The organism is Streptomyces sp. NPDC048211 (assembly GCF_043202315.1).
Taxonomy (GTDB): domain Bacteria; phylum Actinomycetota; class Actinomycetes; order Streptomycetales; family Streptomycetaceae; genus Streptomyces.
This window is the reverse complement of the sequence record NZ_JBIDAD010000004.1, coordinates 645,730-671,412: the sequence shown is the minus strand read 5'-3', so window position 1 is coordinate 671,412 and position 25,683 is coordinate 645,730. Positions and strand designations below refer to the sequence as shown.

19 protein-coding genes are annotated in these 25,683 nt (G+C 70.6%); 8 read left to right on the top strand and 11 right to left on the bottom strand.

The genetic code is table 11. From position 1 onward, the window contains the following. Nucleotides 1-168: 168 nt before the first annotated feature. The gene (locus tag ACGFZA_RS19245; protein WP_326735763.1) at nt 169-570 is read left to right on the top strand and encodes a hypothetical protein; all 402 of its coding nucleotides are present in this window, start codon (nt 169-171) and stop codon (nt 568-570) included. A 45-nt stretch (nt 571-615) separates the two neighbouring features. Here ACGFZA_RS19245 and ACGFZA_RS19240 read toward each other — a convergent pair whose 3' ends face one another. The 4 genes from ACGFZA_RS19240 to coxB all read right to left on the bottom strand — a co-directional run bounded on the left by ACGFZA_RS19240 (nt 616) and on the right by coxB (nt 5,091). Beyond that, entirely contained in the window at nt 616-1,872 is a 1,257-nt protein-coding gene (locus ACGFZA_RS19240; RefSeq protein ID WP_393680420.1) for an Ig-like domain-containing protein, read from the bottom strand. Nucleotides 1,873-1,994: 122 nt separating this feature from the next. Continuing rightward, entirely contained in the window at nt 1,995-2,393 is a 399-nt protein-coding gene (locus ACGFZA_RS19235; RefSeq protein WP_385287843.1) for a cytochrome c oxidase subunit 4, read from the bottom strand. Continuing rightward, nucleotides 2,390-4,126 (bottom strand): cytochrome c oxidase subunit I, encoded by a 1,737-nt coding sequence (gene ctaD, locus ACGFZA_RS19230; RefSeq protein WP_385287846.1) that lies wholly within the window; start codon nt 4,124-4,126, stop codon nt 2,390-2,392. The genes ACGFZA_RS19235 and ctaD overlap by 4 nt, the downstream gene beginning before the upstream one ends. Further along, entirely contained in the window at nt 4,123-5,091 is a 969-nt protein-coding gene (gene coxB, locus ACGFZA_RS19225) for a cytochrome c oxidase subunit II (RefSeq protein ID WP_385287849.1), read from the bottom strand. Before coxB ends, ctaD begins: the two co-directional genes overlap by 4 nt. A 271-nt stretch (nt 5,092-5,362) precedes the next feature. Here coxB and ACGFZA_RS19220 point away from each other — a divergent pair, with 271 nt between their 5' ends. After that, a complete protein-coding gene (locus ACGFZA_RS19220; RefSeq protein WP_393680416.1) occupies nt 5,363-6,745 on the top strand; it encodes a cysteine desulfurase/sulfurtransferase TusA family protein in 1,383 nt (460 codons plus the stop codon). Nucleotides 6,746-6,752: 7 nt separating this feature from the next. On the opposite strand, the gene ACGFZA_RS19215 is transcribed toward ACGFZA_RS19220, so the two are convergent. Further along, on the bottom strand, nt 6,753-7,727 hold the full coding sequence (locus tag ACGFZA_RS19215) for a carbohydrate kinase family protein (RefSeq protein WP_385287855.1): 975 nt from the start codon (nt 7,725-7,727) through the stop codon (nt 6,753-6,755). Nucleotides 7,728-7,882: 155 nt separating this feature from the next. Between ACGFZA_RS19215 and ACGFZA_RS19210 the strand changes: the two genes are divergently transcribed. Beyond that, on the top strand, nt 7,883-8,080 hold the full coding sequence (locus ACGFZA_RS19210) for a hypothetical protein (protein ID WP_385287857.1): 198 nt from the start codon (nt 7,883-7,885) through the stop codon (nt 8,078-8,080). 133 nt (nt 8,081-8,213) lie between these two features. Then, the gene (locus tag ACGFZA_RS19205; RefSeq protein WP_393680413.1) at nt 8,214-9,683 is read left to right on the top strand and encodes a hypothetical protein; all 1,470 of its coding nucleotides are present in this window, start codon (nt 8,214-8,216) and stop codon (nt 9,681-9,683) included. 99 nt (nt 9,684-9,782) lie between these two features. Here the strand turns inward: ACGFZA_RS19205 and ACGFZA_RS19200 are convergent, their stop codons facing one another. Beyond that, nucleotides 9,783-10,139 (bottom strand): iron-sulfur cluster assembly accessory protein, encoded by a 357-nt coding sequence (locus ACGFZA_RS19200; protein ID WP_030970782.1) that lies wholly within the window; start codon nt 10,137-10,139, stop codon nt 9,783-9,785. Between the two features lie 223 nt (nt 10,140-10,362). Between ACGFZA_RS19200 and nadA the strand changes: the two genes are divergently transcribed. The 3 genes from nadA (at nt 10,363) to ACGFZA_RS19185 (ending at nt 18,009) form a co-directional block, all read left to right on the top strand. Then, nucleotides 10,363-11,559, top strand: a complete 1,197-nt coding sequence (gene nadA, locus ACGFZA_RS19195) for a quinolinate synthase NadA (RefSeq protein ID WP_393680410.1) — start codon at nt 10,363-10,365, stop codon at nt 11,557-11,559. A gap of 119 nt (nt 11,560-11,678) precedes the next feature. Continuing rightward, the gene (locus tag ACGFZA_RS19190; protein ID WP_393680408.1) at nt 11,679-13,100 is read left to right on the top strand and encodes a hypothetical protein; all 1,422 of its coding nucleotides are present in this window, start codon (nt 11,679-11,681) and stop codon (nt 13,098-13,100) included. Continuing rightward, the gene (locus ACGFZA_RS19185; protein WP_393680406.1) at nt 13,090-18,009 is read left to right on the top strand and encodes a tetratricopeptide repeat protein; all 4,920 of its coding nucleotides are present in this window, start codon (nt 13,090-13,092) and stop codon (nt 18,007-18,009) included. Before ACGFZA_RS19190 ends, ACGFZA_RS19185 begins: the two co-directional genes overlap by 11 nt. A gap of 95 nt (nt 18,010-18,104) precedes the next feature. On the opposite strand, the gene ACGFZA_RS19180 is transcribed toward ACGFZA_RS19185, so the two are convergent. The 5 genes from ACGFZA_RS19180 to ACGFZA_RS19160 all read right to left on the bottom strand — a co-directional run bounded on the left by ACGFZA_RS19180 (nt 18,105) and on the right by ACGFZA_RS19160 (nt 24,761). Next, nucleotides 18,105-21,263 carry an efflux RND transporter permease subunit gene (locus tag ACGFZA_RS19180; protein WP_393680404.1) on the bottom strand — a complete coding sequence of 1,053 codons (3,159 nt, stop codon included), beginning with the start codon at nt 21,261-21,263 and terminating at the stop codon, nt 18,105-18,107. Between the two features lie 321 nt (nt 21,264-21,584). Next, nucleotides 21,585-22,280 carry a response regulator gene (locus tag ACGFZA_RS19175; protein ID WP_393680402.1) on the bottom strand — a complete coding sequence of 232 codons (696 nt, stop codon included), beginning with the start codon at nt 22,278-22,280 and terminating at the stop codon, nt 21,585-21,587. Continuing rightward, nucleotides 22,277-23,548, bottom strand: coding sequence for a sensor histidine kinase (locus ACGFZA_RS19170; protein WP_385279331.1), 1,272 nt, complete (start codon nt 23,546-23,548; stop codon nt 22,277-22,279). The genes ACGFZA_RS19175 and ACGFZA_RS19170 overlap by 4 nt, the downstream gene beginning before the upstream one ends. A 142-nt stretch (nt 23,549-23,690) precedes the next feature. Next, entirely contained in the window at nt 23,691-23,969 is a 279-nt protein-coding gene (locus ACGFZA_RS19165; protein ID WP_393680399.1) for a hypothetical protein, read from the bottom strand. Nucleotides 23,970-23,978: 9 nt separating this feature from the next. After that, nucleotides 23,979-24,761 carry a PspA/IM30 family protein gene (locus ACGFZA_RS19160; protein ID WP_385279327.1) on the bottom strand — a complete coding sequence of 261 codons (783 nt, stop codon included), beginning with the start codon at nt 24,759-24,761 and terminating at the stop codon, nt 23,979-23,981. A 296-nt stretch (nt 24,762-25,057) separates the two neighbouring features. Between ACGFZA_RS19160 and ACGFZA_RS19155 the strand changes: the two genes are divergently transcribed. Next, the gene (locus ACGFZA_RS19155) at nt 25,058-25,657 is read left to right on the top strand and encodes a DUF3043 domain-containing protein (RefSeq protein ID WP_136328398.1); all 600 of its coding nucleotides are present in this window, start codon (nt 25,058-25,060) and stop codon (nt 25,655-25,657) included. Nucleotides 25,658-25,683: the final 26 nt, after the last annotated feature.

Genomic DNA, 25,683 nt, shown 5'->3' with positions numbered 1-25,683 from the left:
GGTGCCGTTCGGTGTGTCAGAGGGGTGTGTCCTCCCCGAACGGCCCATGGAACCCCTGTCCGAAGCGATGCTGACAGGCAGTCGGGCGGAGTACGATCCGCGCATCGGACCGCCCTCACGCACCGGGGGCCCCGACGGCCCCGAAGACACGGATGTCACGGAGGAACAATGCAGCCGACCGCCACGGTCCTGGTCTACAGCGACAACGCACACACCCGTGAGCAGGTGAGGCTGGCGGCCGGGCGCAGGCCTGCTGCGGACGTACCGCAGGTCGAGTTCCTGGAGTGCGCCACCCTGCCCGCCGTCCTGGACGCGCTGGACCACGGAGGCGTCGACGTCTGCGTGTTGGACGGCGAGACGGCCCCCGCGGGCGGCATGGGCGTCTGCCGGCAGATCAAGGACGAGATCTTCCGCTGCCCGCCGGTGCTGCTGCTGATCGGCCGCCCCCAGGACGCCTGGCTGGCCACCTGGAGCCGCGCGGACGCCGCGGTGACCCTTCCGGTCGAACCGGTCGAGTTCGCGGACGCCCTGGCCGCCCTGCTGCGCAGCAGGCTCTCCGTAGGGGCCTGAGGCCCCGCCTTCCCGGCTCTCCGAGGCGCGGCGCACCCCGGGCCGTCAGACCTGGGGGCGCAACCGCGCCGCCCGGACCGTGTCGACACGGTCCGGCGTGGCGTCGTTGTTCAGCGCGCTGCCCTTCTGCCACTTGGCCCAGGACAGGTTCCAGTCGCCGTAGCCGTTGTCGAACGGCGTCATGGTCTCGCCCTCACTGCCGACGACCGTGACGATGTCGCCCTCGCGGACGGTGTTGAAGAACCACTCGGCCTCGCTGGTGCTCATGCCGGTGCAGCCGTGGCTGACGTTCGCGGACCCCTGCGATCCGGTGGACCACGGGGCCGCGTGCACGTACTCGCCGCTCCAGGTGACCCGCGTCGCCCAGTAGACCGGCAGGTCGTACGAGTCCTCCGAGCCCTCCGCGATGCCGATCGATTCCCCGCGCATACGTACGTATTGTTCCTTCCCCAGCACGACCTTGACGCCGTTGCGCGTGGAGAAGCCCGGCTTGCCCGTGGTCACCGGAATGGTGTTGATCACTTCCCCGTTGCGCTTGACCGTCATGGAGTGCTCCGAGGCGTCGGTGATGGCCTCGATGCGGTCCCCGGTGGTGATCTTCAGCGTCTTCGTGGGGGCGCCGTACAGCGCGTTGGTCACCTTGATGCCGGTCAGGCTGCTGCTGACCTCGATGGTGGCCTTCGCCGGCCAGTAGTCCTGCGGCCGGTAGTGCAGCGTCTTGTCGTCGACCCAGTACCAGGAACCGGTCACGGCGGGCGTGGAGCGCACCCTCAGGGCGCGTTCCACGGTGGCGCGGGCGGCTCTGTCGGCAACCGGAGCGCTGAGTACCGCTGTGACGGGCTGTCCGACGCCGTAGGTGCCCGCCTGCGGGCCGAAGGTGACGTTCAGGAACTTCTTGGCCGCGGCGGTCTCGAAGGAGAGCGTACGGCTGCCTGGAGCGCCGTCGTCGTCCTCCATGCCGACCTTGACCGTGTAGCGGGTTCCTGCGGCGAGCGGGGCCGTGGAGTGCCAGCGGTGCCCGTCGGCTTCGAGTTCGCCCGCCAGATGGCGTCCTTCGGTGTCCACGGCCGTCACATCGGTGATCCGGCCGTCGTCTTCGTCGACGCTGACTTCGAGGGGCTTGTCCGGATCGACCTTCTCGCTCCCGTCGGGGGTGTTGGAGGAGATCTCGTCGGCCGCGTCGAACGGCTGCGCCGAGAGCGGATGGTCGTCGGACTGCCCACAGGCTGCCGCCCCTGCGACCAGGGTCGCGGCCAGCAGAGCGCAGCTCATGACGGGACGGGTACGCGGCGTGTGGTTCATGAACCCACGCTAAGAAGATTCATCCGTTTCAGCGCGCCGGATGACTGCAAACGGGGGGCCCGCACTTCTCGTGGAAGTGCGGGCCCCCCGTCAGGTGGAGCGGTGTCACGGGTGGAGCGGTGTCACTGGGTGCGGTTCTCACCGCGGTAGTACTCGAAGACCCAGCCGAACAGACCGATCAGGATGATCGGGAGGGAGAAGAAGAGCAGCCACCAGCCGAAGACGACTCCCATGAAGGCGAGGATGCCGCCGACCGCCAGCGAGAGCGGCTGCCAGCTGTGCGGGGAGAAGAACCCCACCTCGCCGGCCTCGTCCGCCACGTCGGCTTCCTTGTTGTCCTGCGCCAGCGCGTCGACCCGCCGGGCCGTGAAGGCCAGGTAGAAGCCGATCATGACGCTCAGGCCGAAGGCCAGGACGAGCGCGGTGGTGCCGACCGGCTCCTTGGACCACACGCCGTACGTGATGGCCATGACGAGGATGAACAGCGCCAGACCGAGGAACATCTTGCCCTGGACCTTCACTTGCCCGCCTCCTTGCCACCGGCGAGGGCCTTGTCACCCTCGGAGAGGTGATCCAGCTGCTCGAGGGCAGTGATCTCGGGGTGGTGCAGGTCGAACGCCGGGGATTCGGAACGGATCCGGGGCAGCGTGAGGAAGTTGTGCCGCGGCGGCGGGCAGGAAGTCGCCCACTCCAGCGAACGGCCGTAGCCCCACGGGTCGTCGACCTCGATCTTCTTGCCGTACTTGGCGGTCTTCCAGACGTTGTAGAAGAACGGCAGGATCGACAGGCCGAGCAGGAACGAGGAGATCGTCGAGATCGTGTTCAGCGCGGTGAAACCGTCCGCGGCCAGGTAGTCCGCGTAACGACGCGGCATACCCTCGGCGCCCAGCCAGTGCTGCACCAGGAACGTGCCGTGGAAGCCGATGAACAGCGTCCAGAAGGTGATCTTGCCGAGCCGCTCGTCCAGCATCTTGCCGGTGAACTTCGGCCACCAGAAGTGGAATCCGGAGAACATCGCGAACACCACGGTGCCGAAGACGACGTAGTGGAAGTGCGCGACCACGAAGTACGAGTCCGAGACGTGGAAGTCCATCGGCGGCGAGGCCAGGATGACACCGGTCAGACCACCGAAGGTGAAGGTGATCAGGAAGCCGATCGCCCAGAGCATCGGCGTCTCGAAGGACAGCGAGCCCTTCCACATCGTGCCGATCCAGTTGAAGAACTTCACCCCGGTGGGCACCGCGATGAGGAACGTCATGAAGGAGAAGAACGGCAGGAGTACACCGCCGGTGACGTACATGTGGTGCGCCCACACGGTCACGGAGAGACCGGCGATGGAAATCGTCGCGGCCACCAGGCCGATGTATCCGAACATCGGCTTGCGACTGAACACCGGGATCACTTCTGAAATGATCCCGAAGAAGGGCAAGGCGATGATGTACACCTCTGGATGGCCGAAGAACCAGAAGAGGTGTTGCCAGAGCAATGCGCCGCCGTTGGACGCGTCGAAGACATGCGCACCGAATTTACGGTCCGCCTCCAGCGCGAAGAGCGCCGCGGCGAGCACCGGGAAGGCCAGCAGGACCAGCACACCGGTCAGCAGGACGTTCCAGACGAAGATCGGCATGCGGAACATCGTCATGCCGGGGGCGCGCATGCAGATGATCGTGGTGATGAAGTTGACCGAGCCGAGGATCGTACCGAAGCCGGAGAAGGCCAGACCCATGATCCACATGTCGGCACCGACGCCCGGCGAACGGACCGCGTCCGACAGCGGGGAGTAGGCGAACCAGCCGAAGTCGGCGGCACCCTGCGGGGTGAGGAAGCCGGCCACCGCGAGGATCGAGCCGAAGAGGTACAGCCAGTACGCGAACATGTTCAGCCGCGGGAACGCCACGTCGGGCGCGCCGATCTGCAGCGGCATGATCCAGTTCGCGAATCCGGCGAACAGCGGCGTCGCGAACATCAGCAGCATGATCGTGCCGTGCATCGTGAACGCCTGGTTGAACTGCTCGTTCGACATGATCTGCGTGCCCGGACGGGCCAGCTCGGCGCGCATGAAGAGCGCCATCAGTCCGCCGATGCAGAAGAACGCGAACGAGGTGACCAGGTACATCGTGCCGATCGTCTTGTGGTCAGTGGTGGTCAGCCACTTGATGACGACGTTTCCCGGCTGCTTGGGCCGGACCGGCAGCTCATCCTCGTACGAGTCGTCTGCTGCCGCGGCACCCTGAGGTTCGTTGAGGATGCTCACAGTTTGTTCGTCTCCGCATTCCTGGCCGGGTCAGTCTGCTCGATGCCGGCCGGCACGTAGCCCGTCTGGCCCTTCTTCGCCAGCTCCTTGAGGTGCGCCTGATAGCGCTCCGGGGAGACGACCTTGACGTTGAAGAGCATCCGGGAGTGGTCGGCGCCGCAGAGCTCGGCGCACTTGCCCATGAAGGTGCCCTCCTGGTTGGGAGTCACCTCGAAGGCGTTGGTGTGGCCCGGGATGACGTCCTGCTTCATGAGGAACGGCACCACCCAGAAGGAGTGGATGACGTCACGCGAAGTCAGGATGAAACGGACCTTCTCGCCCTTGGGCAGCCACAGGGTGGGGCCGGGGTTGCCGGTCTGCGGGTTCCTGGTCCCCGGGATGCCGACGTCGTAGACGCCGTCCGCACCCTTGGGGAAGTCCTTGCGGAACCTGTCCGGGATGGCGTCGAGCTCCTTGGGGACCTCGTTGCCCGTGGCGGCGGAGCCGTCCACGTTCTCGATGTAGTTGAAGCCCCAGCTCCACTGGAAGCCGACCACGTTGACGGTGTGGGCGGGCTTCGGGGAGAGCGTGAGGAGCTTCGTCTCGTCGCGCGCGGTGAAGTAGAACAACACCGAGACGATGATCAGAGGGACCACGGTGTACAGGGCCTCGATGGGCATGTTGTACCGGGTCTGCGGAGGTACCTCCACCTTGGTGCGGCTACGCCGGTGGAAGATGACGCTCCAGATGATCAGTCCCCAGACAAGGACACCCGTGGCGAGCGCTGCCGCCCACGAGCCCTGCCAGAGGGAAAGGATCCGAGGAGCCTCTTCCGTTACCGGGGTGGGCATACCGAGGCGGGGGAAATCCTGCCAGTTGTAGGAACAACCGGAGGCCGTCGCCAGGACCAGGCCCGCAGTCAGCACCTGCGGCAGCTTCCGCCGCATCGGGCGCCGCGACAAGCGGTCGGAGCCGTTGGGACTCACGTAGCGCCTTCCCGAGAGTCTCGCCCGCACGGTCGGCGCGCCCGTCTCGCTGGTCGGTCGCCGGCCCTGACGCGGGCAGGGGTTTGGATGTTTATGCGGACCAAACCCTACTGGACGCTATTTGGGGTCGCGCGGGGAGGGTGCCCAACGCGCCGCCCGACTCCCCGAAGGGGTGGAATCCGGGGCTCCGGCCGCCATCTGACGCCCTCTCTCCCGGCCGTCCGGGCGGCCGGGTCACGGGCCTCGGCCGGGGCCGGGCTAGCGTGGCCGGGTGCCCTACTTCGACGCCGCGTCCGCAGCCCCCCTCCATCCCGTCGCCCGCCAGGCGCTGCTTGCCGCGCTGGACGAGGGCTGGGCCGACCCGGCCCGTCTCCACCGGGAGGGACGGCGTGCCCGGCTGCTGCTGGACGCGGCCCGGGAGGCGGCCGCGGAGGCCGTCGGCTGCCGTCCCGACGAGCTGACTTTCACCTCGTCGGGCACGCGGGCGGTCCATTCCGGAATTTCCGGAGCGCTCGCGGGGCGTCGGCGTGTCGGCCGCCATCTGGTGGTGTCGGCGGTCGAACACTCGTCGGTGCTCCATTCGGCCGCCACCCACGAGAGCGGCGGCGGAACCTTCACCGAGGTGGCGGTGGACGGTACGGGCGCGGTGAGCGCGCAGGCCTACGCGGACGCGCTGCGCGAGGACACCGCGCTGGCCTGCCTGCAGTCGGCCAACCACGAGGTGGGCACCGGGCAGCCGGTGGCCGAGGTGGCGGAGTTCTGCCGGGCCGCGGGGGTGCCGCTGCTGGTGGACGCCGCGCAGTCCCTCGGGTGGGGACCGGTGCCGGCCGGCTGGTCGCTGCTGACGGCGAGCGCCCACAAGTGGGGCGGCCCGGCCGGGGTCGGACTCCTCGCGGTCCGCAAGGGCGTGCGGTTCGCGGCCCAAGGGCCCACGGACGAACGGGAGTCGGGACGGGCCGCCGGATTCGAGGACATCCCGGCGATCGTGGCCGCGGCGGCGTCGCTGCGGGCGGTGCGGGCCGAGGCCGCCGCCGAGGCGCTGCGGCTGCGGGCCCTGGTCGACCGGATCCGGGCCCGGGTGCCGGAGCTGGTGCCCGATGTGGAGGTGGTCGGCGATCCGGTGCGGCGGCTGCCGCATCTCGTCACCTTCTCCTGTCTCTATGTCGATGGGGAGACCCTGCTCCATGAGCTGGACCGGGCCGGCTTCTCCGTGTCGTCCGGTTCGTCCTGCACGAGCAGCACCCTGACGCCCAGCCATGTACTCAAGGCGATGGGGGTGCTCTCGGAGGGCAATGTCCGCGTGTCGCTGCCGTCGGGCACGTCCGAGGAGGACGTCGACCGCTTCCTGGAGGTGCTGCCTCCGGCGGTGGCACGCGTGCGGGAGAAGCTGGGCGCCCCCGCCGCGGCCGCCCCCTCCCCCGCCGCGGCGCCCTCGCTGGTCGTCGACGCACTCGGGCGGCGCTGCCCGATTCCGGTGATCGAGCTCGCAAAGGTGATCGGAGAGGTACCGGTGGGCGGGACGGTGACGGTCCTGTCCGACGACGAGGCTGCGCGCCTCGACATCCCGGCCTGGTGTGCGATGCGTGAGCAGGAGTACGTGGGTGAGGAGCCGGCGGACCGGGGCTCGGCCTATGTGGTCCGCCGGCTCTCCTGAACGCCTCCTACGCGAGGTGCGTGCGCACCTCGGCCGCGGCCTCGTGTCCGTACGCCTTGGTGAAGCGGTCCATGAAGTGGTTGCGGTGCAGGGTGTACTCCTGGGTGCCGACCGTCTCGATGACCAGGGTGGCGAGCATGCAGCCGACCTGGGCGGCCCGCTCCAGGCCGACGCCCCAGGCGAGACCGGAGAGGAATCCGGCACGGAACGCGTCGCCGACGCCGGTCGGGTCGGCCTTGACGTTCTCCTCCGGGCAGCCGACCTCGATCGGCTCCTCGCCGACGCGCTCGATCCGCACGCCCCGTGCGCCGAGGGTGGTGACCCGGTGGCCGACCCTGGCGAGGATCTCGGCGTCGGTCCAGCCGGTCTTGGACTCGATGAGCCCCTTCTCGTACTCGTTGGAGAAGAGGTACGTGGCGCCGTCGAGCAGGATGCGGATCTCGTCACCGTCCATCCGCGCGATCTGCTGCGAGAAGTCGGCGGCGAACGGGATCCCGCGGGAGCGGCACTCCTCGGTGTGGCGGAGCATCCCCTCGGGGTCGTCGGCGCCGATGGAGACGAGGTCGAGGCCGCCCACGCGGTCGGCGACGGCCTTCAGCTCGATCAGCCGGGCCTCGCTCATGGCTCCCGTGTAGAAGGAGCCGATCTGGTTGTGGTCGGCGTCCGTCGTGCAGACGAAGCGGGCGGTGTGCAGGACCTCGGAGATCCGCACCGACCCGGTGTCGACGCCGTGGCGGTCGAGCCAGGCCCGGTACTCGTCGAAGTCGGAGCCCGCGGCGCCGACCAGGAGCGGACGGGTGCCGAGCAGCCCCATGCCGAAGCAGATGTTGGCGGCGACACCTCCCCGGCGGACGTCCAGGTTGTCGACCAGGAAGGAGAGCGAGACCGTGTGCAGCTGATCGGCGACCAGCTGGTCGGCGAATCGGCCGGGGAAGGTCATGAGGTGGTCAGTGGCGATGGAGCCGGTGACTGCGATACGCACGGGGAGACTGCTCCTGCGGAGGTCGAGGGAACGGTGTCCACGTTCCCGGGTCGGCGTGACAGTTAACGCTACCGGTTCCGGCAATCAGGCGAAGCGGAAAAACTACCCGATAGTAGGGCTTTCTTCCGGGGCCCGGGGGTGCCTACGGTGCCGATATGCCGAACAACATCGCCTCGCGAGAGTCCGAGACCACTCTGGCCGAGCTGCGCGGAGACTGCGCACGGATGGCTCCGCACTGGGTGGTACCCACAAGGACCGTCTCCACCCCTGTGGCGCCTTCCCTCATTCACGGCGTGACCGTGCCGCCCGCTTCGGCCCGGCTGATCGACGCGACGGCGGAGTACGGCGACTGAGACCGCCGGGCTCCTCGTCACAACGGCCGCCCCGGGAGGGAACCGTGTGCGCCCGCACCCCGTCCCAACGGTGTCCGCACCAGCGGGACGGGCCCGTACCGGGCCCTGACGCACGAGGCGAAGGAGCGAACCGGTGAGTACCGAGCGACCCGACAACGATGCGACCCGCCCGCGGCGGCGGTCTCCCCTCGCCGTGGCCTCGGTGGCGGCGGCCGTACTCCTGGCCGGCGGCGGCGCCTACTGGGCCGCGACCGCGGCGGAAGGCGGTGGCGGCGGCGAGTACAGCGCCGCGGACGGCTCCGGCCCGACTCCCCCGCTCCTCTCCCTGGACGAGCGCGCGGACGGGCCGGCCACGCCCTCCCCCCGCCCCTCGGCTCCGCCCCCGGGCATCGCGCCGGGTGAGCCCGATCCGCACGGCGGCCGGGTCGTCTACCGCGCGTCCGGCGCCCTGCCGGAGGGTCCGGACAAGGCGGCCGTCCAACGCCCCACCGGGACCGTGGCGTCGTCCGAGGTGGCCCGGCTCGCCGAGGCGCTGGGCGTGCGGGGCACCCCGCGGGCCGAGGGCACGTCCTGGAAGGTGGGCTCCGACGGGGACGGCTCGGGACCGGTACTGCGGGTGACCAAGCAGGCGCCCGGCACCTGGACGTTCGCCCGGTACGGCTCCGGGGGCACGGACAACTGCGAGAGCACGACGGTCTGTTCGAGCAAGGACGTGGCGCCGGGCGGCTCGGGGGCGCCCGTGAGCGAGAAGGCCGCGAAGGCGGCCGCCGCGCCGGTGCTGAAGGCCGTCGGCCAGGACGACGCCGCCCTCGACGCCCGCCAGTTGATGGGCTCGGTCCGGGTCGTGAACGCCGACCCGGTGGTGGACGGACTGCCGACGTACGGCTGGGCGACCGGGATCCAGGTCGGGCCCGACGGCGAGGTGACGGGTGGCAGCGGGCAGTTGAAGGGCCTGGAGAAGGGTGCCGACTACCCGGTGATCGGCGCGGACGATGCGCTGAAGGAGCTGAACGCCGCGCAGCCGACGGGCGGACGGAAGACCGGCGACTGCGCCACCCCCGCTCCCCTGGAGAACGGCGAGAAGCCGTCCGCCATGAGCTGCGGCACCCGGACCGGGGCGGAGCCGTCCACGACGACGGTGACGGTCGACAAGGCGGCCTTCGGCCTCGCCGCCCGGTACGTGGACGGGAAGCAGCTGCTCGTACCCTCCTGGATCTTCACACTCCGCCAGGGCGCGGGCGGTACGGGTGACACCGTCGCCCAGGTCGCCGTGGATCCGGCGTACCTGACGAAGGACGCCCCGGCGGGGAAGACGCCGGACGGCGACGGAACGACGGAGGCCGGACGCACGATCCTTTCCTACAGCACCGACGGGCGGACGCTCTCGGTGACGTTCTGGGGCGGCGTCTGCAGCAAGTACGCGGCGAGTGCGAGCGAGGACGGCTCCGCGGTGCGGGTGTCCCTGACGGAGTCGAAGCCGGAGAAGGGGAAGGTCTGCATCATGATCGCCAAGGAACTGACCCGTACGGTCACGCTGGACCGGCCGCTGGGCGAGCGGCACGTCGTCGACGCGGCGTCGGGCACCTCGGTGCCGCGCGGCTGACCGACCCGCGCACGCGTACGGCGGCGGCCCCGGAATCTTCGATTCCGGGGCCGCCGCCGTACTGTCGCCGCCGTCGCCTCGCGGCCGGCGGCTTCGCGCTTAGCTGAAGGAGTCACCGCAGGCGCAGGAACCCGTGGCGTTCGGGTTGTCGATGGTGAAGCCCTGCTTCTCGATGGTGTCGACGAAGTCGACGGAGGCGCCACCCAGGTACGGGGCGCTCATCCGGTCGGTGACGACCTTGACGCCGTCGAAGTCCTTCACGACATCGCCGTCCAGCGAACGCTCATCGAAGAAGAGCTGGTAACGCAGGCCGGAGCAGCCGCCGGGCTGGACGGCGACGCGCAGCGCCAGGTCGTCGCGGCCTTCCTGCTCCAGCAGGCCCTTGACCTTGGCTGCGGCGGCGTCGGACAGGAGGATGCCGTCGCTCACGGTGGTGGTCTCGTCCGATACGGACATCTGCTTCTCTCCCGGGTTGTACGGAGACTGCTTGCCGACGTTGCAACCGTCGAGGCCGCGGATTCATTCCGGGCCGGGCGTTTGCCTGTTCCATTCATGCTCGCACACCGCCCCAGCAGGCGGATGCGTCACATCGACGCTATCGACGTCGTCAAAGTGACGTGAACCGGATATGATAGATAGCGTCAATTAGACGAAAAGGCTCTCCCGCAGAGAAGAAAGGGTGCGTGACGTGACCACGGCCCACCCCGTCCAGGATCTCGACGTCCAGCCGTCGCCCCTCGCCCTGCTCCTGCTCGGCCGCGACGCCGACCCCAAGAGCGAGCGCGGCGTCGAATGCCCCGGCGACCTGCCCTCCCCTTCCGACCCGGACCTGGTGGAGCGCGCCCGCGCGGCCAAGGAGAAGCTGGGCGAGAAGGTCTTCGTCCTCGGGCACCACTACCAGCGCGACGAGGTCATCCAGTTCGCGGATGTGACCGGCGACTCGTTCAAGCTCGCCCGGGACGCGGCGGCGCGTCCGGAGGCCGAGTACATCGTCTTCTGCGGCGTGCACTTCATGGCGGAGTCCGCGGACATCCTGACCACCGACGACCAGAAGGTCGTACTGCCGGACCTCGCGGCGGGCTGTTCGATGGCCGACATGGCCACCGCCGAGCAGGTCGCCGAGTGCTGGGACGTGCTGACCGAGGCCGGCGTCGCCGAGCAGGTCGTGCCCGTCTCGTACATGAACTCCTCCGCGGACATCAAGGCCTTCACCGGCCGCCACGGCGGCACGATCTGCACCTCGTCGAACGCGAAGCGGGCCCTGGAGTGGGCCTTCGAGCAGGGGGAGAAGGTGCTGTTCCTCCCCGACCAGCACCTGGGCCGCAACACTGCCGTGCGGGACATGGGGATGACCCTGGAGGACTGCGTCCTCTACAACCCGCACAAGCCCAACGGCGGCCTGACCGCCGAGGAGCTGCGCAACGCGAAGATGATCCTGTGGCGCGGGCACTGCTCGGTGCACGGGCGCTTCTCGGTCGAGTCCGTCAACGACGTGCGGGCGCGCATACCCGGCGTCAACGTGCTCGTGCACCCGGAGTGCAAGCACGAGGTCGTCGCCGCCGCGGACTACGTCGGCTCGACGGAGTACATCATCAAGGCGCTGGAGGCGGCCCCGGCCGGCTCGAAGTGGGCGATCGGCACCGAGCTCAACCTGGTGCGCCGCCTGGCCAACCGTTTCGCCGCGGAGGACAAGGAGATCGTCTTCCTCGACAAGACGGTCTGCTTCTGCTCGACGATGAACCGGATCGACCTGCCGCACCTGGTGTGGACACTGGAGTCGCTGGCCGAGGGGAACCTGGTCAACCGGATCGAGGTCGACCCGGAGACGGAGAAGTACGCCAAGCTGGCGCTGGAGCGGATGCTGGCGCTGCCGTAGGGACCCCGCCCACGGACTCGACCGGACATGGCCGAATGTGTCCGGCCCGGCACCGGGGCGCCCCTCCCGTACCTACGCTGCTGTCGAGGACAGCGGCGTAGGTACGGGGGACGGGCCTGATGACACAACGCGGCAGGGTCGACGATCTGGTGGTCGTCGTGCCGGGCATTCTCGGCAGCCGGCTGGCGGACGCGGACGGGCACGAGGTCTGGGGTCTCTCCGGGAAGGCGCTGCTGCGGGGCCTGCGGACCTTCGGCGGCTCCGTCAGGGGACTGCGTCTCGGCCGTGACCTGGGTGACGCGCACCCCGGCGACGGCGTGAGCCCCGTGGGACTGATGCGCGACCTGCACGCCCTGCCCGGTGTGTGGATGCCGGTGGACGGTTACAGCGGGCTGCTGGACTGGCTGGAGCGGAACTTCACGCTCCGGCGCCGGGTGCCGGGCGCCGAGGGGGCCGCCGCCCCGGCCAACCTCATCGGCTTCGCGTACGACTGGCGGCTCTCCTGCCGTTACAACGCCGCCCGGCTGGCCGAGCGGGTGGCCGAGGAGCTGGAACGCTGGCGGGCGTCCCGGGCCGGCCGGCACGACGCCAAGGTCATCTTCCTCTGCCACTCCATGGGCGGCCTCGTCGCCCGGAGCTACGTCGAACAGTGCGGCGGCGCGGAGGTCACCCGGCGCGTGATCACCCTCGGGACGCCGTATCGCGGGTCCCTGGACGCACTGGTCCACCTGGTCGACGGACTGCGGTACGGGATCGGCCCGGTGGGCCTCGACCTCACCGCGTTCGCCCGCAGCCTGCCCTCCCTGCACCAGCTCACGCCGGACTACGCCTGCCTGACGACGGCCGGCGGTACGCCGTTGCGGTACGCGCGCGAGGTCGCGGGGCTGCCCGGGGTGGACGAGGCGCTGCTGCGGGACTCCGGGCAGTTCCACGCGGAACTGCGGGCCTCGCAGGCGGGTGCGCGGCACAAGGTGGAGTACGTCCCGGTCGGCGGAGTCCTCCAGCCGACGCCGACGACGGCCGAGACCGGCGGCGACGTCCTGCGCGCGGTGCTCACCATCGGCGGGGCCGACGAGGGCGGCGACGGGCGGGTGCCCCGGCTGTCCAGCGCCCCCGTCGGTGCGGGGCGGCACGCGTTCACCCCGTGGGAGAAGCACGGTTCGCTCCAGAACAACCGGGCGGTGCGCCAGGCCCTGTACGGCTGGCTCACTGCCGAGCTGCCGGTGCACCGGGACCCGCGCGGCGAGGACGTACCGCTGGCGGTGGACGCCCCCGAGCTGCTCACCGAGGGCGACGTCTACGAGATCCGGGCCACCGTCCCGCCGGACGTTCCGGGTCATGACCGGGTCGCCCTCTTCGTGGGCGTGGCGGACGGCCTGGTGCGCACGATGACCAATCGGGGCGGCGGGCAGTACACGGCACGGATCACCGGACTGCCCGCGGGCGCGCACCGGGTGCGGGTCGGCAGTCGGGGTTCGGCCCATGCGGTGATGACGGCCCTGGTGCTGGTCCTGGAACGGAGCGGCGACGATGGCGCGTGAGGACGACGGCGGGGGCGGCGACGGCGACCGGCCGGTACCGGCGGGCACGGCACTGTGCGTGGTGTGCGAGGAGTACGCCGACGAGCGGTTCCCCCGGCTGACGGGGGCGGTGGCCCAGATGGACGAGATCACGGGGCTGCTGGAGGGTCTGGGGTACGCCACCCGGACGGTGGGCGGCGGGAACCCGTCCTGGAACACGTTCACCGCGGAGAGCGAGGCGTGGTCGGAGGGCTGGCTCGCCACGGGCGCGTCCGGACCGGCCCTGGTCGTCTGGTCGGGGCACGGGGTGCGCGCCGACGACCAGTTGCGGCTCGTGCTCCCGGACCTGAGACCGGCCGGCGATCCGGGGCAGCGGAAGGCGCGCCTGCTGCGGCACGGCGTCACGGCCGACCTTCTGGTCAGCGACGCCACCGCCTCCGGAGCCGACCAGGTGCTGGTGATCATCGACGCCTGTTACGCGGGCGGCGGTGTGGTCCCGGGGCTGGGGACCGCCCTCAGGCGCTGGGAGGAGGAGTCCGCACCGCCGGGGCACACCAAATGGCTGGGCATCGTGGCGAGTTGTCAGAGTCACGAGACCTCGGACGGCAGCGGGCCCCTCCTCGCGGCCTTGGCGGAGGTGCTGAGGACGGGCCCTGCGGACACGGAGTACCGCACCGCGTGGAGTCCCCACAACGCGCTCATCAGCGGCCCGGACCTGCTGAAGGCGCTCGCCGCCCGGTGGGAGGGCGAGGGGCAGACCCTCGTGCCGGCGACCATCGGCACGGGGCGGCCCGCCTTTCCCAATCCGCTCCACAGGCCCGGAGCCCCGGCCCGGCTGGTGGAACACCTGGTGCTGGCGGCGCGCGGGGTCGGTCACCGCGAGGAGGGGTGGTTCTTCACCGGCCGCACCGAAGTGCTCGGCGCCATCGTGGCGTGGATGGCCTTGGACGAGCCCGGACTCTTCCTGGTCACAGGGCCGGCGGGCTGCGGGAAATCCGCGGTGCTGGGGCGCGTCGCCACGCTCACGGACCCGGTACAGCGCCGGGAGGCCGTCGAACACGGCGCCCTGCGCGACGGCGACCCCGATCCGGGCGTCCTGGCCGGCCGGACCGTCGCGACGGTGCATCTGCGCGGCCTCACCCCGCTGCAGGCGGCGACGGAGCTGGCCCGGAACCTGAAGCTGCCCGCGCCCCGCAATCCGGACGACTTCCGGGGCGAGCTGCGGCAGTTGTCGCCACAGCCCTTACTGATCCTCGACGGCCTCGACGAAGTGGCCGCCGGACACACCCAGAGCATGATCGAGGAACTGGTCTTCCCCCTGAGCCGTACGACACCCGTACTGCTCGGCTCCCGCGCACGTCCGTTCCGCAGCCGGCTCGAAGGGAACGAGACGCTGGTGCAGGCCCTGACCCGGCTCATCGGGGCGGGCGTGACGACCGTCGACCTCGAGCGGGAGCGCTGCACGCAGGAGAACATCCGGGCGTACGTCTTCCGCAGATGCACGGCGGGCGGGGTCGCGGACGCGCCCGCGCGCGAGATGAGCGCGGCGATCTCGGAGCGGGCGACAGCCGTCGGGGGCGGCTTCCTCTTCGCCCGGCTGGTGACCAGCACGGTCCTCACGCGGTTCCACTCGCCGGACCGCTCCGGGGAGGACGGCCTGCTGACAGGTCTGCCCGACTCCGTCGGAGCCGCGTTCGAAAAGGAACTGCGGGCGGGTCCCGTGCGGGTCCGGGAGGACGGCACCCGGCTTCCTTCCGCGGCCGGGGATCTGCTCGCCGCACTCGCCTGGACCGTGGGCCGAGGCATGCCGGCCGGTGGCGTGTGGGAGGCGGTGGCCGGAGCCCTGGGCGGCGGCGTGGTCTACGACGGGAGCGACGTGGACTGGGTGCTGTCCGCCTACGGCCGCTACATAGTCGAGGACGCCGAGGACGCGCAGGCCGTGTACCGCCTGTACCACCGGGAGTTCGTGTCCCACCTCAGGGGCAGGAGCGGCCGGGGCGGCGCGGACGCGGACCGGGTGGTGTCGCGCGTGATGGTCGACCTGGTCAGGCAGCAGGCCCGGGTGGGCGACTGGGCCGGGATCGACCCCTATCTCGCACGCGGACTGGCCGCGCACGCCGTGGGCGTCGGAGATGCCGGGATCGAGATGCTGCGTGAACTCGTGGTGTGGGACGAGGAGAGCGGACTGCCCTACCTGGCGGAGGCCGTTCAGGCTCTCTCCGTGGTGCTGGCGAAGTCGGGAATGCACGAGGACGCACTGGTCCGGGCCCGCGAGGCGGTCGGTCTCTACGAGGTGCTCCAGGGGTTCCGCCCCGCAGAGCATCTCGTCCACCTCGCCGACTCCCTCAACAACCTCGCCCTCCGGCTGGCCGGGACCGGGGACCGACAGGGCGCACTCGCCCCCGCCCACGAAGCCACCGGCCACTACCGCACCCTCGCCGGACAGCACCCCACCGTCTTCCTTCCCTTTCTCGCCGACTCCCTCAGCATCCTCGCCAACCACCTCGCCCGGGCCGGGGACCGGCAGGGCGCATTCGCCCCCGCCCACGAAGCCGTCCACCTCTATCGCGCCCTCGCCGAGCAGCACCGCGAAACCTTCCTCCCCGACCTCGCCGACTCCCTCAACAACCTCGCCAACCACCTCGCCGAGACCGGAGACCGGCAGGGCGCACTCGACCCCGCCCACGAAGCCGTCGGCCTCTACCGCACCCTCGCCGGACGACACCCCACGGCCTTCCTCCCCCACCTCGCCGCCTCCCTCAGCAACCTCGCCAACCACCTCGCCGAGACCGGGGACCGGCAGGGCGCACTCGACCCCGCCCACGAAGCCGTACACATCCGCCGCACCCTCGCCGGACAACACCCCACGGCCTTCCTCCCCGGCCTCGCAGGCTCTCTCAACACCCTCGCCCTCCGGCTCGCGGGCACGGGGGACCGGCAGGGCGCACTCGCCCCGGCCCACGAAGCCGTCGGCCTCTACCGCACCCTCGCCGGGCAACACCCCACGGCGTTCCTCCCCAACCTCGCCGCCTCCCTCAGCAACCTCGCCAACCACCTCGCCGGCACCGGGGACCGGCACGGCGCACTCGCCCCTTCCCGCGAAGCCACCGCGCTCTACCGCGACCTGGCCGGACCACACCCGGCCGCGTTCCTCCCCGACCTGGCCACCTCCCTCAGCAACCTCGCCGTACGCCTTGCCGGCACCGGGGACCGGCAGGGCGCACTCGACCCCGCCCACGAAGCCGTGCGCATCCGCCGCACCCTGGCCGGACAACACCCCGCCGCGTTCCTCCCCGACCTCGCCGCCTCCCTCAGCAACCTCGCGGTCCGGCTCGCCGAGACCGGGGACCGGCAGGGCGCGCTCGACCCCGCCCACGAAGCCGCAGACATCCACCGCACCCTCGCCGGGCAGCAGCCCGCCGCCTTCCTCCCCGACCTCGCCTCCTCCCTCGTCAACCTCGCCAACCACCTCGCCGGCACCGGGGACCAGCAGGGCGCACTCGACCCGGCCCACGAAGCCGTACACATCTACCGGACTCTGGCCGGACCACACCCGGCCGCGTTCCTCCCCGACCTGGCCACCGCCCTCAACAACCTCGCCGTCCGGCTCGCCGAGACCGGGGACCGGCAGGGCGCGCTCGACCCGGCCCGCGAAGCCGTGCGCATCCGCCGCACCCTCGCCGAACAACACCCCGCCGCCTTCCTCCCCGACCTCGCCACCGCCGTCGGGAACCTCGCCACGCACCTCGCCGGGACCGGGGACAGACAGGGCGCACTCGGCCCCGCCCACGAAGCCGTGCGCATCCGCCGCACCCTCGCCGAACAACACCCCGCCGCCTTCCTCCCCGACCTCGCCACCGCCCTCAACAACCTCGCTGGTCATCTCGCCGAGACCGGGGACGTCGCCGTCGCGATCCAGGCGTACGAGAGCGCCATCGACGCTCTGGCCGCCAAGCAGCCGACGGCCGTCCCGGCTCTCGTCCTCGAACGTGATCTCTTCCTGATCCACAGGCCGGAGTGTTCGACGGCGGCAGGTCTCAGGGGCCTCGTCGGACTGGTCAGCCACCCGGCCGCGGAACGCGCGGGCCAGGTGACACTGCAGGCCCGGGACGCCCTCCGCACACGGGCACGGGAGAGCACTGAACGCTACGAGGAGGTGGCCGCCATCTGGCAGGAGGAGACCTCCGCCCGGCCCGGCGCCTGGCTGACGCTCTCCCCTGACCTCCTGGACACGGTCGGCACATGGATGGGCAGTCCCACCTGGACGCAGTCGCGGGCCTACTGGTCGGAGCACTCCGAGGTCCTGGGCAGCCCCGCAGCGGCGGTGGCCCTCGCTGAGCACGTATTCGTCTCGCCCTCGGCCATGGTGTACGAAGCGCTTCGGCGGCTGATCCTCACCCACGGCGTGACGGACGCGTTCCGCCCCCTGATCCTCGGCGAGCGGCTCGCCGCATGGACGGAGTGCGACACCTGGGAGGAGTCGGAGCAGCACCTGCGCGCGCACCCCGGTCTGCTCGACGCCGAACCACCCGCCTCCGTCCCGCCCGTCCACGCCGCACTCCTGCACGCCGCCCGCACTCAGGGCATCGCAGCCGCCTACGCCCTCCTCCACGAGCGCAGCGCGCTGCAGGGCCACGTGGAACGCGCTCTCACCGCCGGCGACGCCGACGCTCTTCGCCATGCGGCGGCCATCGAACAGGAGGTCTACGGGGACCTGCTGTCCGCCCGCACGCATCACCAGGCCGCCCTGGTGCTGGCGGACGACATCGAGGGAGCCGATTCCGCGAGCCTCGCCGCTCTCGTCGCCGACGCGCCGGCCGACGTCCGGAACCGGCTCATCTCCGAGACCGCCGCGCTCAGCGGGACGCACGCGCCCCGGCACGCGGCGCACTGGGCGCGGATCATCCAGGTACTGGCGTCGCCGGCCTGACGGCCTTCGTGACTCCCTCCGGCAGGGTGCGGAAACAGCAGAACGGCCTGCCCCACGCGTGAGCGCGGGACAGGCCGTTCCTCGTACCGGGCGGGTCAGGCCTTCGCGGGCTCCGGCTCGTCGGAGGAGGTGGTCTCCTCCGAGGCGGCCGGGGCCGGGACGCCGGCCTTCTTCGCGCGCTTCGCGGACTTCTTCTTCGCGCGGCGCTCCTTGAAGAGCTCCACCATCGCGTACAGCGTCGGCACCAGAAGCAGCGTCAGCAGTGTCGAGCTGACCAGACCGCCGATGACCACGACGGCCAGGGGCTGCGAGATGAAGCCGCCCTCGCCGGTGACGCCGAGCGCCATCGGGAGGAGGGCGAAGATCGTCGCCAGGGCCGTCATCAGGATCGGGCGGAGCCGGTGCCGGCCGCCCTCGACGATGGCCTCGACGACGCCCAGGCCCTGGGCGCGGTACTGGTTGATCAGGTCGATCAGCACGATCGCGTTGGTCACCACGATGCCGATCAGCATCAGCATGCCGATCATCGCCGGAACGCCCATCGGGGTGCCGGTGACGATGAGCAGGCCGATGGCGCCGGTCGCCGCGAACGGGATGGAGACCAGCAGGATCAGCGGCTGGATGAGCGACCGGAAGGTGGCGACCAGCAGCATGAAGACGATCGCGATGGCCGCCAGCATGGCCAGGCCCAGCTTCATGAACGCGTCGTCCTGGTCCTGGGAGACACCGCCGATGGTGGCGGTGGCGCCGTCCGGGAGGTCCAGGGCGTCGATCTTCGTCTGGAGCGAGGCGCTGACCGCGCCGGTGTTGTCACCGGTGGGCTTGGCCGTGATCGTCGCGGCCCGCTGGCCGTCGATCCGCGTCATGGAGACCGGTCCGGGGACCAGCTTCACTTCGGCGATCGAGCCGAGCTTGACCGCTCCCATCGGAAGGTTCTTCAGCTCTTCCATGGTGGTGGCCGGGTGGGCCGACTTGATGACGACGTCCCGCTCGGTGTCGTCCATGATCGCCTTGCCGGACGGAGTGCCCTGCACCGCACTGGCGACGGCCGCGCCGAGCGTGGCCTGGCTGTAGCCGGCGTCGGCGGCCTTGGCGTTGGCCTTGACCGAGATGCGCGGAACGCTCTGCGCCAGGTCGCTCTGGACATCGGTGACGTCCTTGAGCTTGGCCACCTCGGCCCGTACCTCTTCGGAGGCCTTCTTCAGGGTGTCGGCGTCGGCGGACTTGACGACGACGCTCAGGTCCTGGCTGCCGAAACCGTCACCCGCGGTGATGGTGGTGTCCCCGATGCCGTCGAGCTTGCCCAGGGCCTCGTCGATACGGTCCTGGGTGGCGTCGTAGTCGGCGGAGTCCTTCAGGGTGACCTGGTAGGAGGCCTGGTTGGCTCCCGTGCCGCCGCCGAAGGCCGCCATGAAGCCGGACGATCCGACGGTGACCTGGTAGTCCTTGACGCCCTCGTCGTCGGCGAGGACCTTCTCGACCTTCTTGGCCGCCTCGTCGGCGGCCGCCAGGCTGGTGCCCGGGGTGAGCTCCTGCTTGACGGACAGGACTTCCTGCTCGCCCTGGTCGAAGAAGTTGGTCTTCAGCAGCGGGACCATGCCGAAGGTGCCGAACAGCACGGCCACGGCGATGACGACGCTGGTGATGCGGCGACGGGTGGCGAAGCGCAGCACCGGGACGTAGATCCGCTGGAGGCGGCTGCGGGCTTCCTTCTCCTCGGCCTCGCGGCGTGCCTTGTCCGGGTCCTCGGCGCTGCCCTTGGGCGCGCGCAGGAACCAGTACGACAGGACCGGGACGACGGTCAGCGAGACCAGCAGGGAGGCCAGCAGGGCCGCGGTGACGGTCAGTGAGAACGAACCGAAGAGCTGGCCGACCATGCCGCCGACGAGGCCGATCGGCAGGAAGACGGCGACCGTGGTGAGGGTCGACGCGGTGACCGCGCCGGCGACTTCCTTCACCGCGCTGGTGATCGCCGAGTGGCGCTCCTCGCCGTAACCGAGGTGGCGCTTGATGTTCTCCAGGACGACGATCGAGTCGTCGACGACCCGGCCGATCGCGATGGTCAGCGCGCCCAGGGTGAGCATGTTGAGCGACAGGTCACGGGTCCAGAGCACGATCAGCGCGAGGACCACGGAGAGCGGGATGGAGACCGCGGTGACCAGGGTCGAACGGAGCGAGGCCAGGAAGACCAGGATCACGATGACCGCGAAGAGCAGGCCGAGCGCGCCCTCGGTGGTCAGACCCGAGATCGCCTTGGAGACCGCCGGGCCCTGGTCGGAGACCACGGTCAGCTCGGCGCCGGAGCCGAGGTCCTTGCGCAGGTCCGGGAGCTTGTCCTTGACGGCGTCCGAGATGGCGACGGCGCTGCCGTCCTTGTCCATCGTCGCCGCGACGGCGAGGCTCGGCTTGCCGTTCGTACGCGTGATGGAGACCGCGGTGGAGGGCTCCTGCTTCACCGTGGCGATGTCGCCGACGCGGACCGGCTTCGTGGGCTTGCCCGTGGCCGGGTTCTGCCCGGTGACCCGCAGGTCCTTGAACTGCTGCAGGGTGGTGAACGTCCCGCCGACCTGGACGGTGCGGCTCTTGCCGGCCTCCGAGAAGGATCCGGCCGGGACGGTCGCGCCGCCGGCCTGGAGCGCCTGGGCGAGCGAGGTCGCGTTCAGTCCGGCCGCCGCGAGCTTCTTGTCGTCGGGGGTGATGGAGACCTGGAGGTCCTGCACACCGTCGACGGTGACCTGGCCGACGCCGTCGATGTCCTCAAGCGCGGGGACGACGGTGCGGTCCAGCTGGTCCGCGAGGGCCTGCTGGTCCTTGTCGGAGGTGACGGCGAGGACGACGGTCGGGATGTCGTCGGTCGAGCCGGCGATGACCTGCGGGTCCACATCGTCGGGCAGCTGGATGCGGGCGCGGTTCACCGCCTGCTGGATGTCCGCGACGAGCTGCTTGGTGCCCTCGTCGCCGAAGTCGAACGTCGCCATGATGACGGCGTTGCCCTCGCTGGCGGTCGAGGTGAGTCCGGTGACTCCGTCGACGGCCTTGATCGAATTCTCGAGCGGTTCGACGACCTGCTTCTCGACCACATCGGGGGACGCGCCCTGGTAGGGAGCGAGCACCGACACCATCGGGAGTTCGATGGTGGGCAGGAGTTGCTGCTTGAGCTGCGGGATCGCGATGGCTCCGAATACGAGCGCGACGATCGAGATCAGCCCGATCAGGGCCCTTTGCGCGAGGCTGAATCTGGACAGCCAGGACATGGGTGAGGTCTCTCTTCTGTGGCTTACGCGGCAGGTGGGCGGGTGACTCGGGGACAGACCCGGCCCGGGCCGGCCGACACCGGGAGGAGGTAAGGAGGAGCGGGGCTGGGTGCGTACGGTTGCAAGGCGGAGGATTGAGCCATGGCGGAGCCATGGTGATGGACGACAACGCCGCAGATATGCGTGCCCAGCCCCGCGACGCCGCCCCCAGGTGACGGTCGGCCCTTATACGATCGCCCATCCCCGGGACGGAAATCGTCGGCCCCAGGTCGCTTTCTTATGCCGCGCATACCGCAGGTGGAGTACGCCGCACCTGCACCCTCACTCCACCCGGGGACGCACCAGGCCCGATTCATACGCAATTACGACCAGTTGGGCCCGGTCCCGCGCCCCCAGCTTCGCCATCGCCCGGTTCACATGGGTCTTGACGGTGAGGGGGCTGACCACGAGGCGCTCGGCGATCTCGTCGTTGGACAGTCCGCCCGCGACAAGGACCAGCACCTCCCGCTCCCGCGTGGTCAGGGCCTCCAGCCGCGCGGAGTACTCGGCGGCTCCCGGTCCCCCGTCGTCCGAACTGCCGCCCTGTGCGAGGAACGTGGCGATCAGCCCCTTGGTCGCGGCGGGCGACAGGAGCGCCTCACCGCCCGCGGCGATCCGGATGGCGTTGAGGAGTTCCTCCGGTTCCGCCCCTTTTCCGAGGAAGCCCGAGGCCCCCGCCCGCAGCGACTGCACCACGTACTCGTCCACCTCGAACGTGGTGAGCATGACCACGCGTACGTCCGCGAGCTCCGGGTCGGCGCTGATCATCCGGGTCGCGGTGAGCCCGTCCGTGCCGGGCATCCGGATGTCCATCAGCACCACGTCCGCGCGGGTCGAGCGGGCCAGCTCCACGGCCTGCGCCCCGTCCGCGGCCTCGCCGACCACCTGCATGTCGGGCTCCGAGTCGACCAGGACCCGGAACGCGCTGCGCAGCAGCGCCTGGTCGTCGACGAGCAGGACCTTGATGGCCGCTGTCATGCGTTCTCCCCCGTCCGGCCCGCCGCGCCCGGATGTTCCGGCTCCTGCGCACGGGTTTTGACGGGCAGGATCGCATGAACCCTGAAGCCGCCGCCGTAACGGGGTCCGGCGGTGAGGGTGCCGCCCAGCGCGGTGACCCGTTCCCGCATGCCGAGGAGGCCGTGACCGCCGCCGACGACGTCACCGCCGGTGCGGCCGGCCGTTCCGCGCCCGTTGTCCAGCACCATGACCTCGGCCGTGGCCCCGACCCGTACGACGCTGACCTCGGCCTTCGCTCCGGGGCCCGCGTGCTTGCGGACATTGGTCAGCGCCTCCTGGATCACCCGGTACGCGGCCAGGTCCACGGCTGCGGGCAGCGGCGGGCCCTCCTTCGCCGCGCAGGCCACCTCGACGGGCAGCCCGGCCTGCCGCACGGTCTTCACGAGCTCGTCGAGGACGGCGAGGCCCGGGGCGGGTTCGGTCGGCGCCGTCGGATCGCCGGACTGGCGCAGCAGTCCGACGGTGGCCCGCAGCTCGTTGAGCGCGGAGCGGCTCGCCTCCCGGACGTGGGCGAGGGCCTCCTTGGCCTGGTCGGGGCGCCGGTCCATGACATGGGCGGCCACTCCGGCCTGCACGTTGACCAGGGCGATGTGGTGGGCGACGACATCGTGCAGGTCGCGGGCGATCCGCAGCCGTTCCTCGGCCACCCGGCGCCGGGCCTCCTCCTCGCGGGTCCGTTCGGCCCGTTCGGCGCGCTCCCTGATCGCGTCGACGAACGCGCGCCGGGAGCGGACCGCGTCCCCTGCCGCGCCCGCCATCCCGGTCCACGCGAAGATCCCGAGGTTCTCCTGGCTGTACCAGGGGGCCGAGCCGAAGAGCATCGCGGCCGCGGTGAGCACGGCCATGGTGAGCAGCCCGACCCGCCAGGTCGTCGGCCGGTCGGTGCGGGCGGCGACGGTGTAGAGGGCGATGACGGTGCTCATGACCACGGGGGCCGGCGGATCCGCCGCCAGCAGTTCCACCACGGCCAGCGCACCGGTGGCGGCGAGCACGGCCATCGGCCGGCGGCGGCGCCAGACCAGGGCGAGGGCGCCCAGCGCCATCAGGAACACGCTGCCCGCGGCGGGTGTGCGCGTGCCGAAGGTGGGCCCGTGGTGCGCGTTCGGATCGGCGAAAGATCCGATGAACATGGCCACGAACACGGCCAGGGCGAGCGCGCCGTCCAGCGCGAGGGGATGGTCGCGCGGCCAGTTCCGGACGCGCAGGACCCCGGTTCCGAGGGTGGTCACGTCAAGCTACGTTACGGCGTGTCGCGAGCGGATCCGGCCGCGCGGCCGGAGAACCGGTGGAGACCGCACACAGCGGTGCCCCGTGACCGGCCGGGGCCGTTCACGGGGCACGGTGGTGTGCGGGTGCTGGAGCTGCCGGTTGTCAGCCGGGGATCAGGCCGTCGCCGCTGAGCATGGCGCGGACCTCGTCGAGGGTCGCGTCGGGCGACGGCAGGATCAGCTCGGACGGCTCCAGGGAGTCGTCCGGCAAGGGCGTGCCGAGTTCGCGCACCCTCGCGAGGAGCGCGTGGAGAGTGGCGCGGAAACCCGGACCGTCGCCCCTCTCCATTTCGGCGAGCAGTTCGTCGTCGAGCTTGTTGAGCTCGGCGAGATGGCTGTCGGCCAGGACTGCCTGGCCCTCCCCCATGATCCGTACGATCATGACGCTGCCTTAATTCTTGTCGAACTTGTGCGGGGACTGGGACTGCTGCTGCTGCGCGGCATCCTGCGGGCCGCCCTCGATGGCCTGCTTCGAGGTGGAGCCGCCGGCCAGTTCGGCCTTCATGCGCTGCAGCTCCAGCTCCACATCCGTACCACCGGAGATCCGGTCCAGCTCGGCGGTGAGGTCGTCCTTCGCCGTGCCGGTGGGGTCGTCGAGGGCACCGGAGGCGAGCAGCTCGTCGATCGCGCCGGCGCGCGCCTGCATCTGCTGGGTCTTGTCCTCGGCCCGCTGGATGGCCAGGCCGACATCGCCCATCTCCTCGGAAATGCCGGAGAACGCCTCGCCGATCCTGGTCTGCGCCTGGGCCGCCGTGTAGGTGGCCTTGATCGTCTCCTTCTTCGTACGGAAGGCGTCGACCTTGGCCTGCAGCCGCTGGGCCGCCAGAGTGAGCTTCTCCTCCTCGCCCTGCAGCGTGGTGTGCTGCGTCTCCAGGTCGGTGACCTGCTGCTGGAGGGCCGCGCGGCGCGACAACGCCTCGCGGGCCAGGTCCTCGCGGCCGAGCGCGAGCGCCTTGCGGCCCTGGTCCTCCAGCTTGGACGTCTGGCCCTGCAGCTGGTTCAGCTGCAGTTCCAGGCGCTTGCGCGAGGTCGCCACATCGGCGACACCGCGGCGCACCTTCTGAAGCAGCTCCAGCTGCTTCTGGTACGAGTAATCGAGGGTCTCGCGCGGATCCTCGGCCCGGTCAAGGGCCTTGTTTGCCTTCGCGCGGAAGATCATCCCCATACGCTTCATGACACCGCTCATGGGCTTCGCGCGCCCCCTTCTGACTCAACCGGTCACCAGCACTCCGACAGAACCCACAGTACGGGCCCTGCCTCTATTACCGCACTGTTCGAGCGACGATGGGGTCCTCCCCAAGGACGACTGCACCCGGTGACCGCTCCCGCCCAGGGAGTAGGTGAAGGTCGGGGAAACCGGTGCCGACGTCCGTATCGTCCCGCCCGGACACCAGCAAGGACGCAGGCCGTTGCCGGATCGTTCCCGGCCGGCCCGGTGTCCCGGCGATCGACCCCGTACCCTTGGGCCTTGTGTTCCGTAGCCGCTCCAAGGAAGAGAAGGCCCCCACCGACAAGGTGACGGCGGACCTCTCCAAGACGTCCCGCGACCCGCAGGCTCCCAAGGGTCGCCCCACCCCCAAGCGCAGCGACGCCCAGTCGCAGCGCCGCCGTGCCTCCAGTGGTGCGCCGGCCGACCGCAAGGAGGCCATGAAGCGCCAGCGCGAGGCGCGCCGCGTCGACATGGCCAAGCAGCGTGAGGCACTCGCCAGTGGTGACGAGCGCTATCTGCCGGCCCGCGACAAGGGCCCCGTGCGGCGCTTCGTCCGCGACTTCGTGGACTCGCGCTTCTGCATCGCGGAGTACTTCCTGCCGCTCGCCGTGGTCATCCTGATCCTCAGCGTGATCCAGGTGCAGGGCATCCAGAACATCTCGCTGCTGCTCTGGCTCGGCGTGATCGTGCTGATCGTCATCGACTCGATCGGGCTCACGTTCCGCCTGCGCAAGCAGCTGAACGAGCGCTTCCCCGATACGCCCAAGCGGGGCGCAGTGGCCTACGGGCTGATGCGTACGCTCCAGATGCGTCGGCTCAGGCTGCCGAAGCCGCAGGTCAAGCGCGGAGAGCGGCCCTGAGTACGGATCTTCCCGGTTCGGCCGGC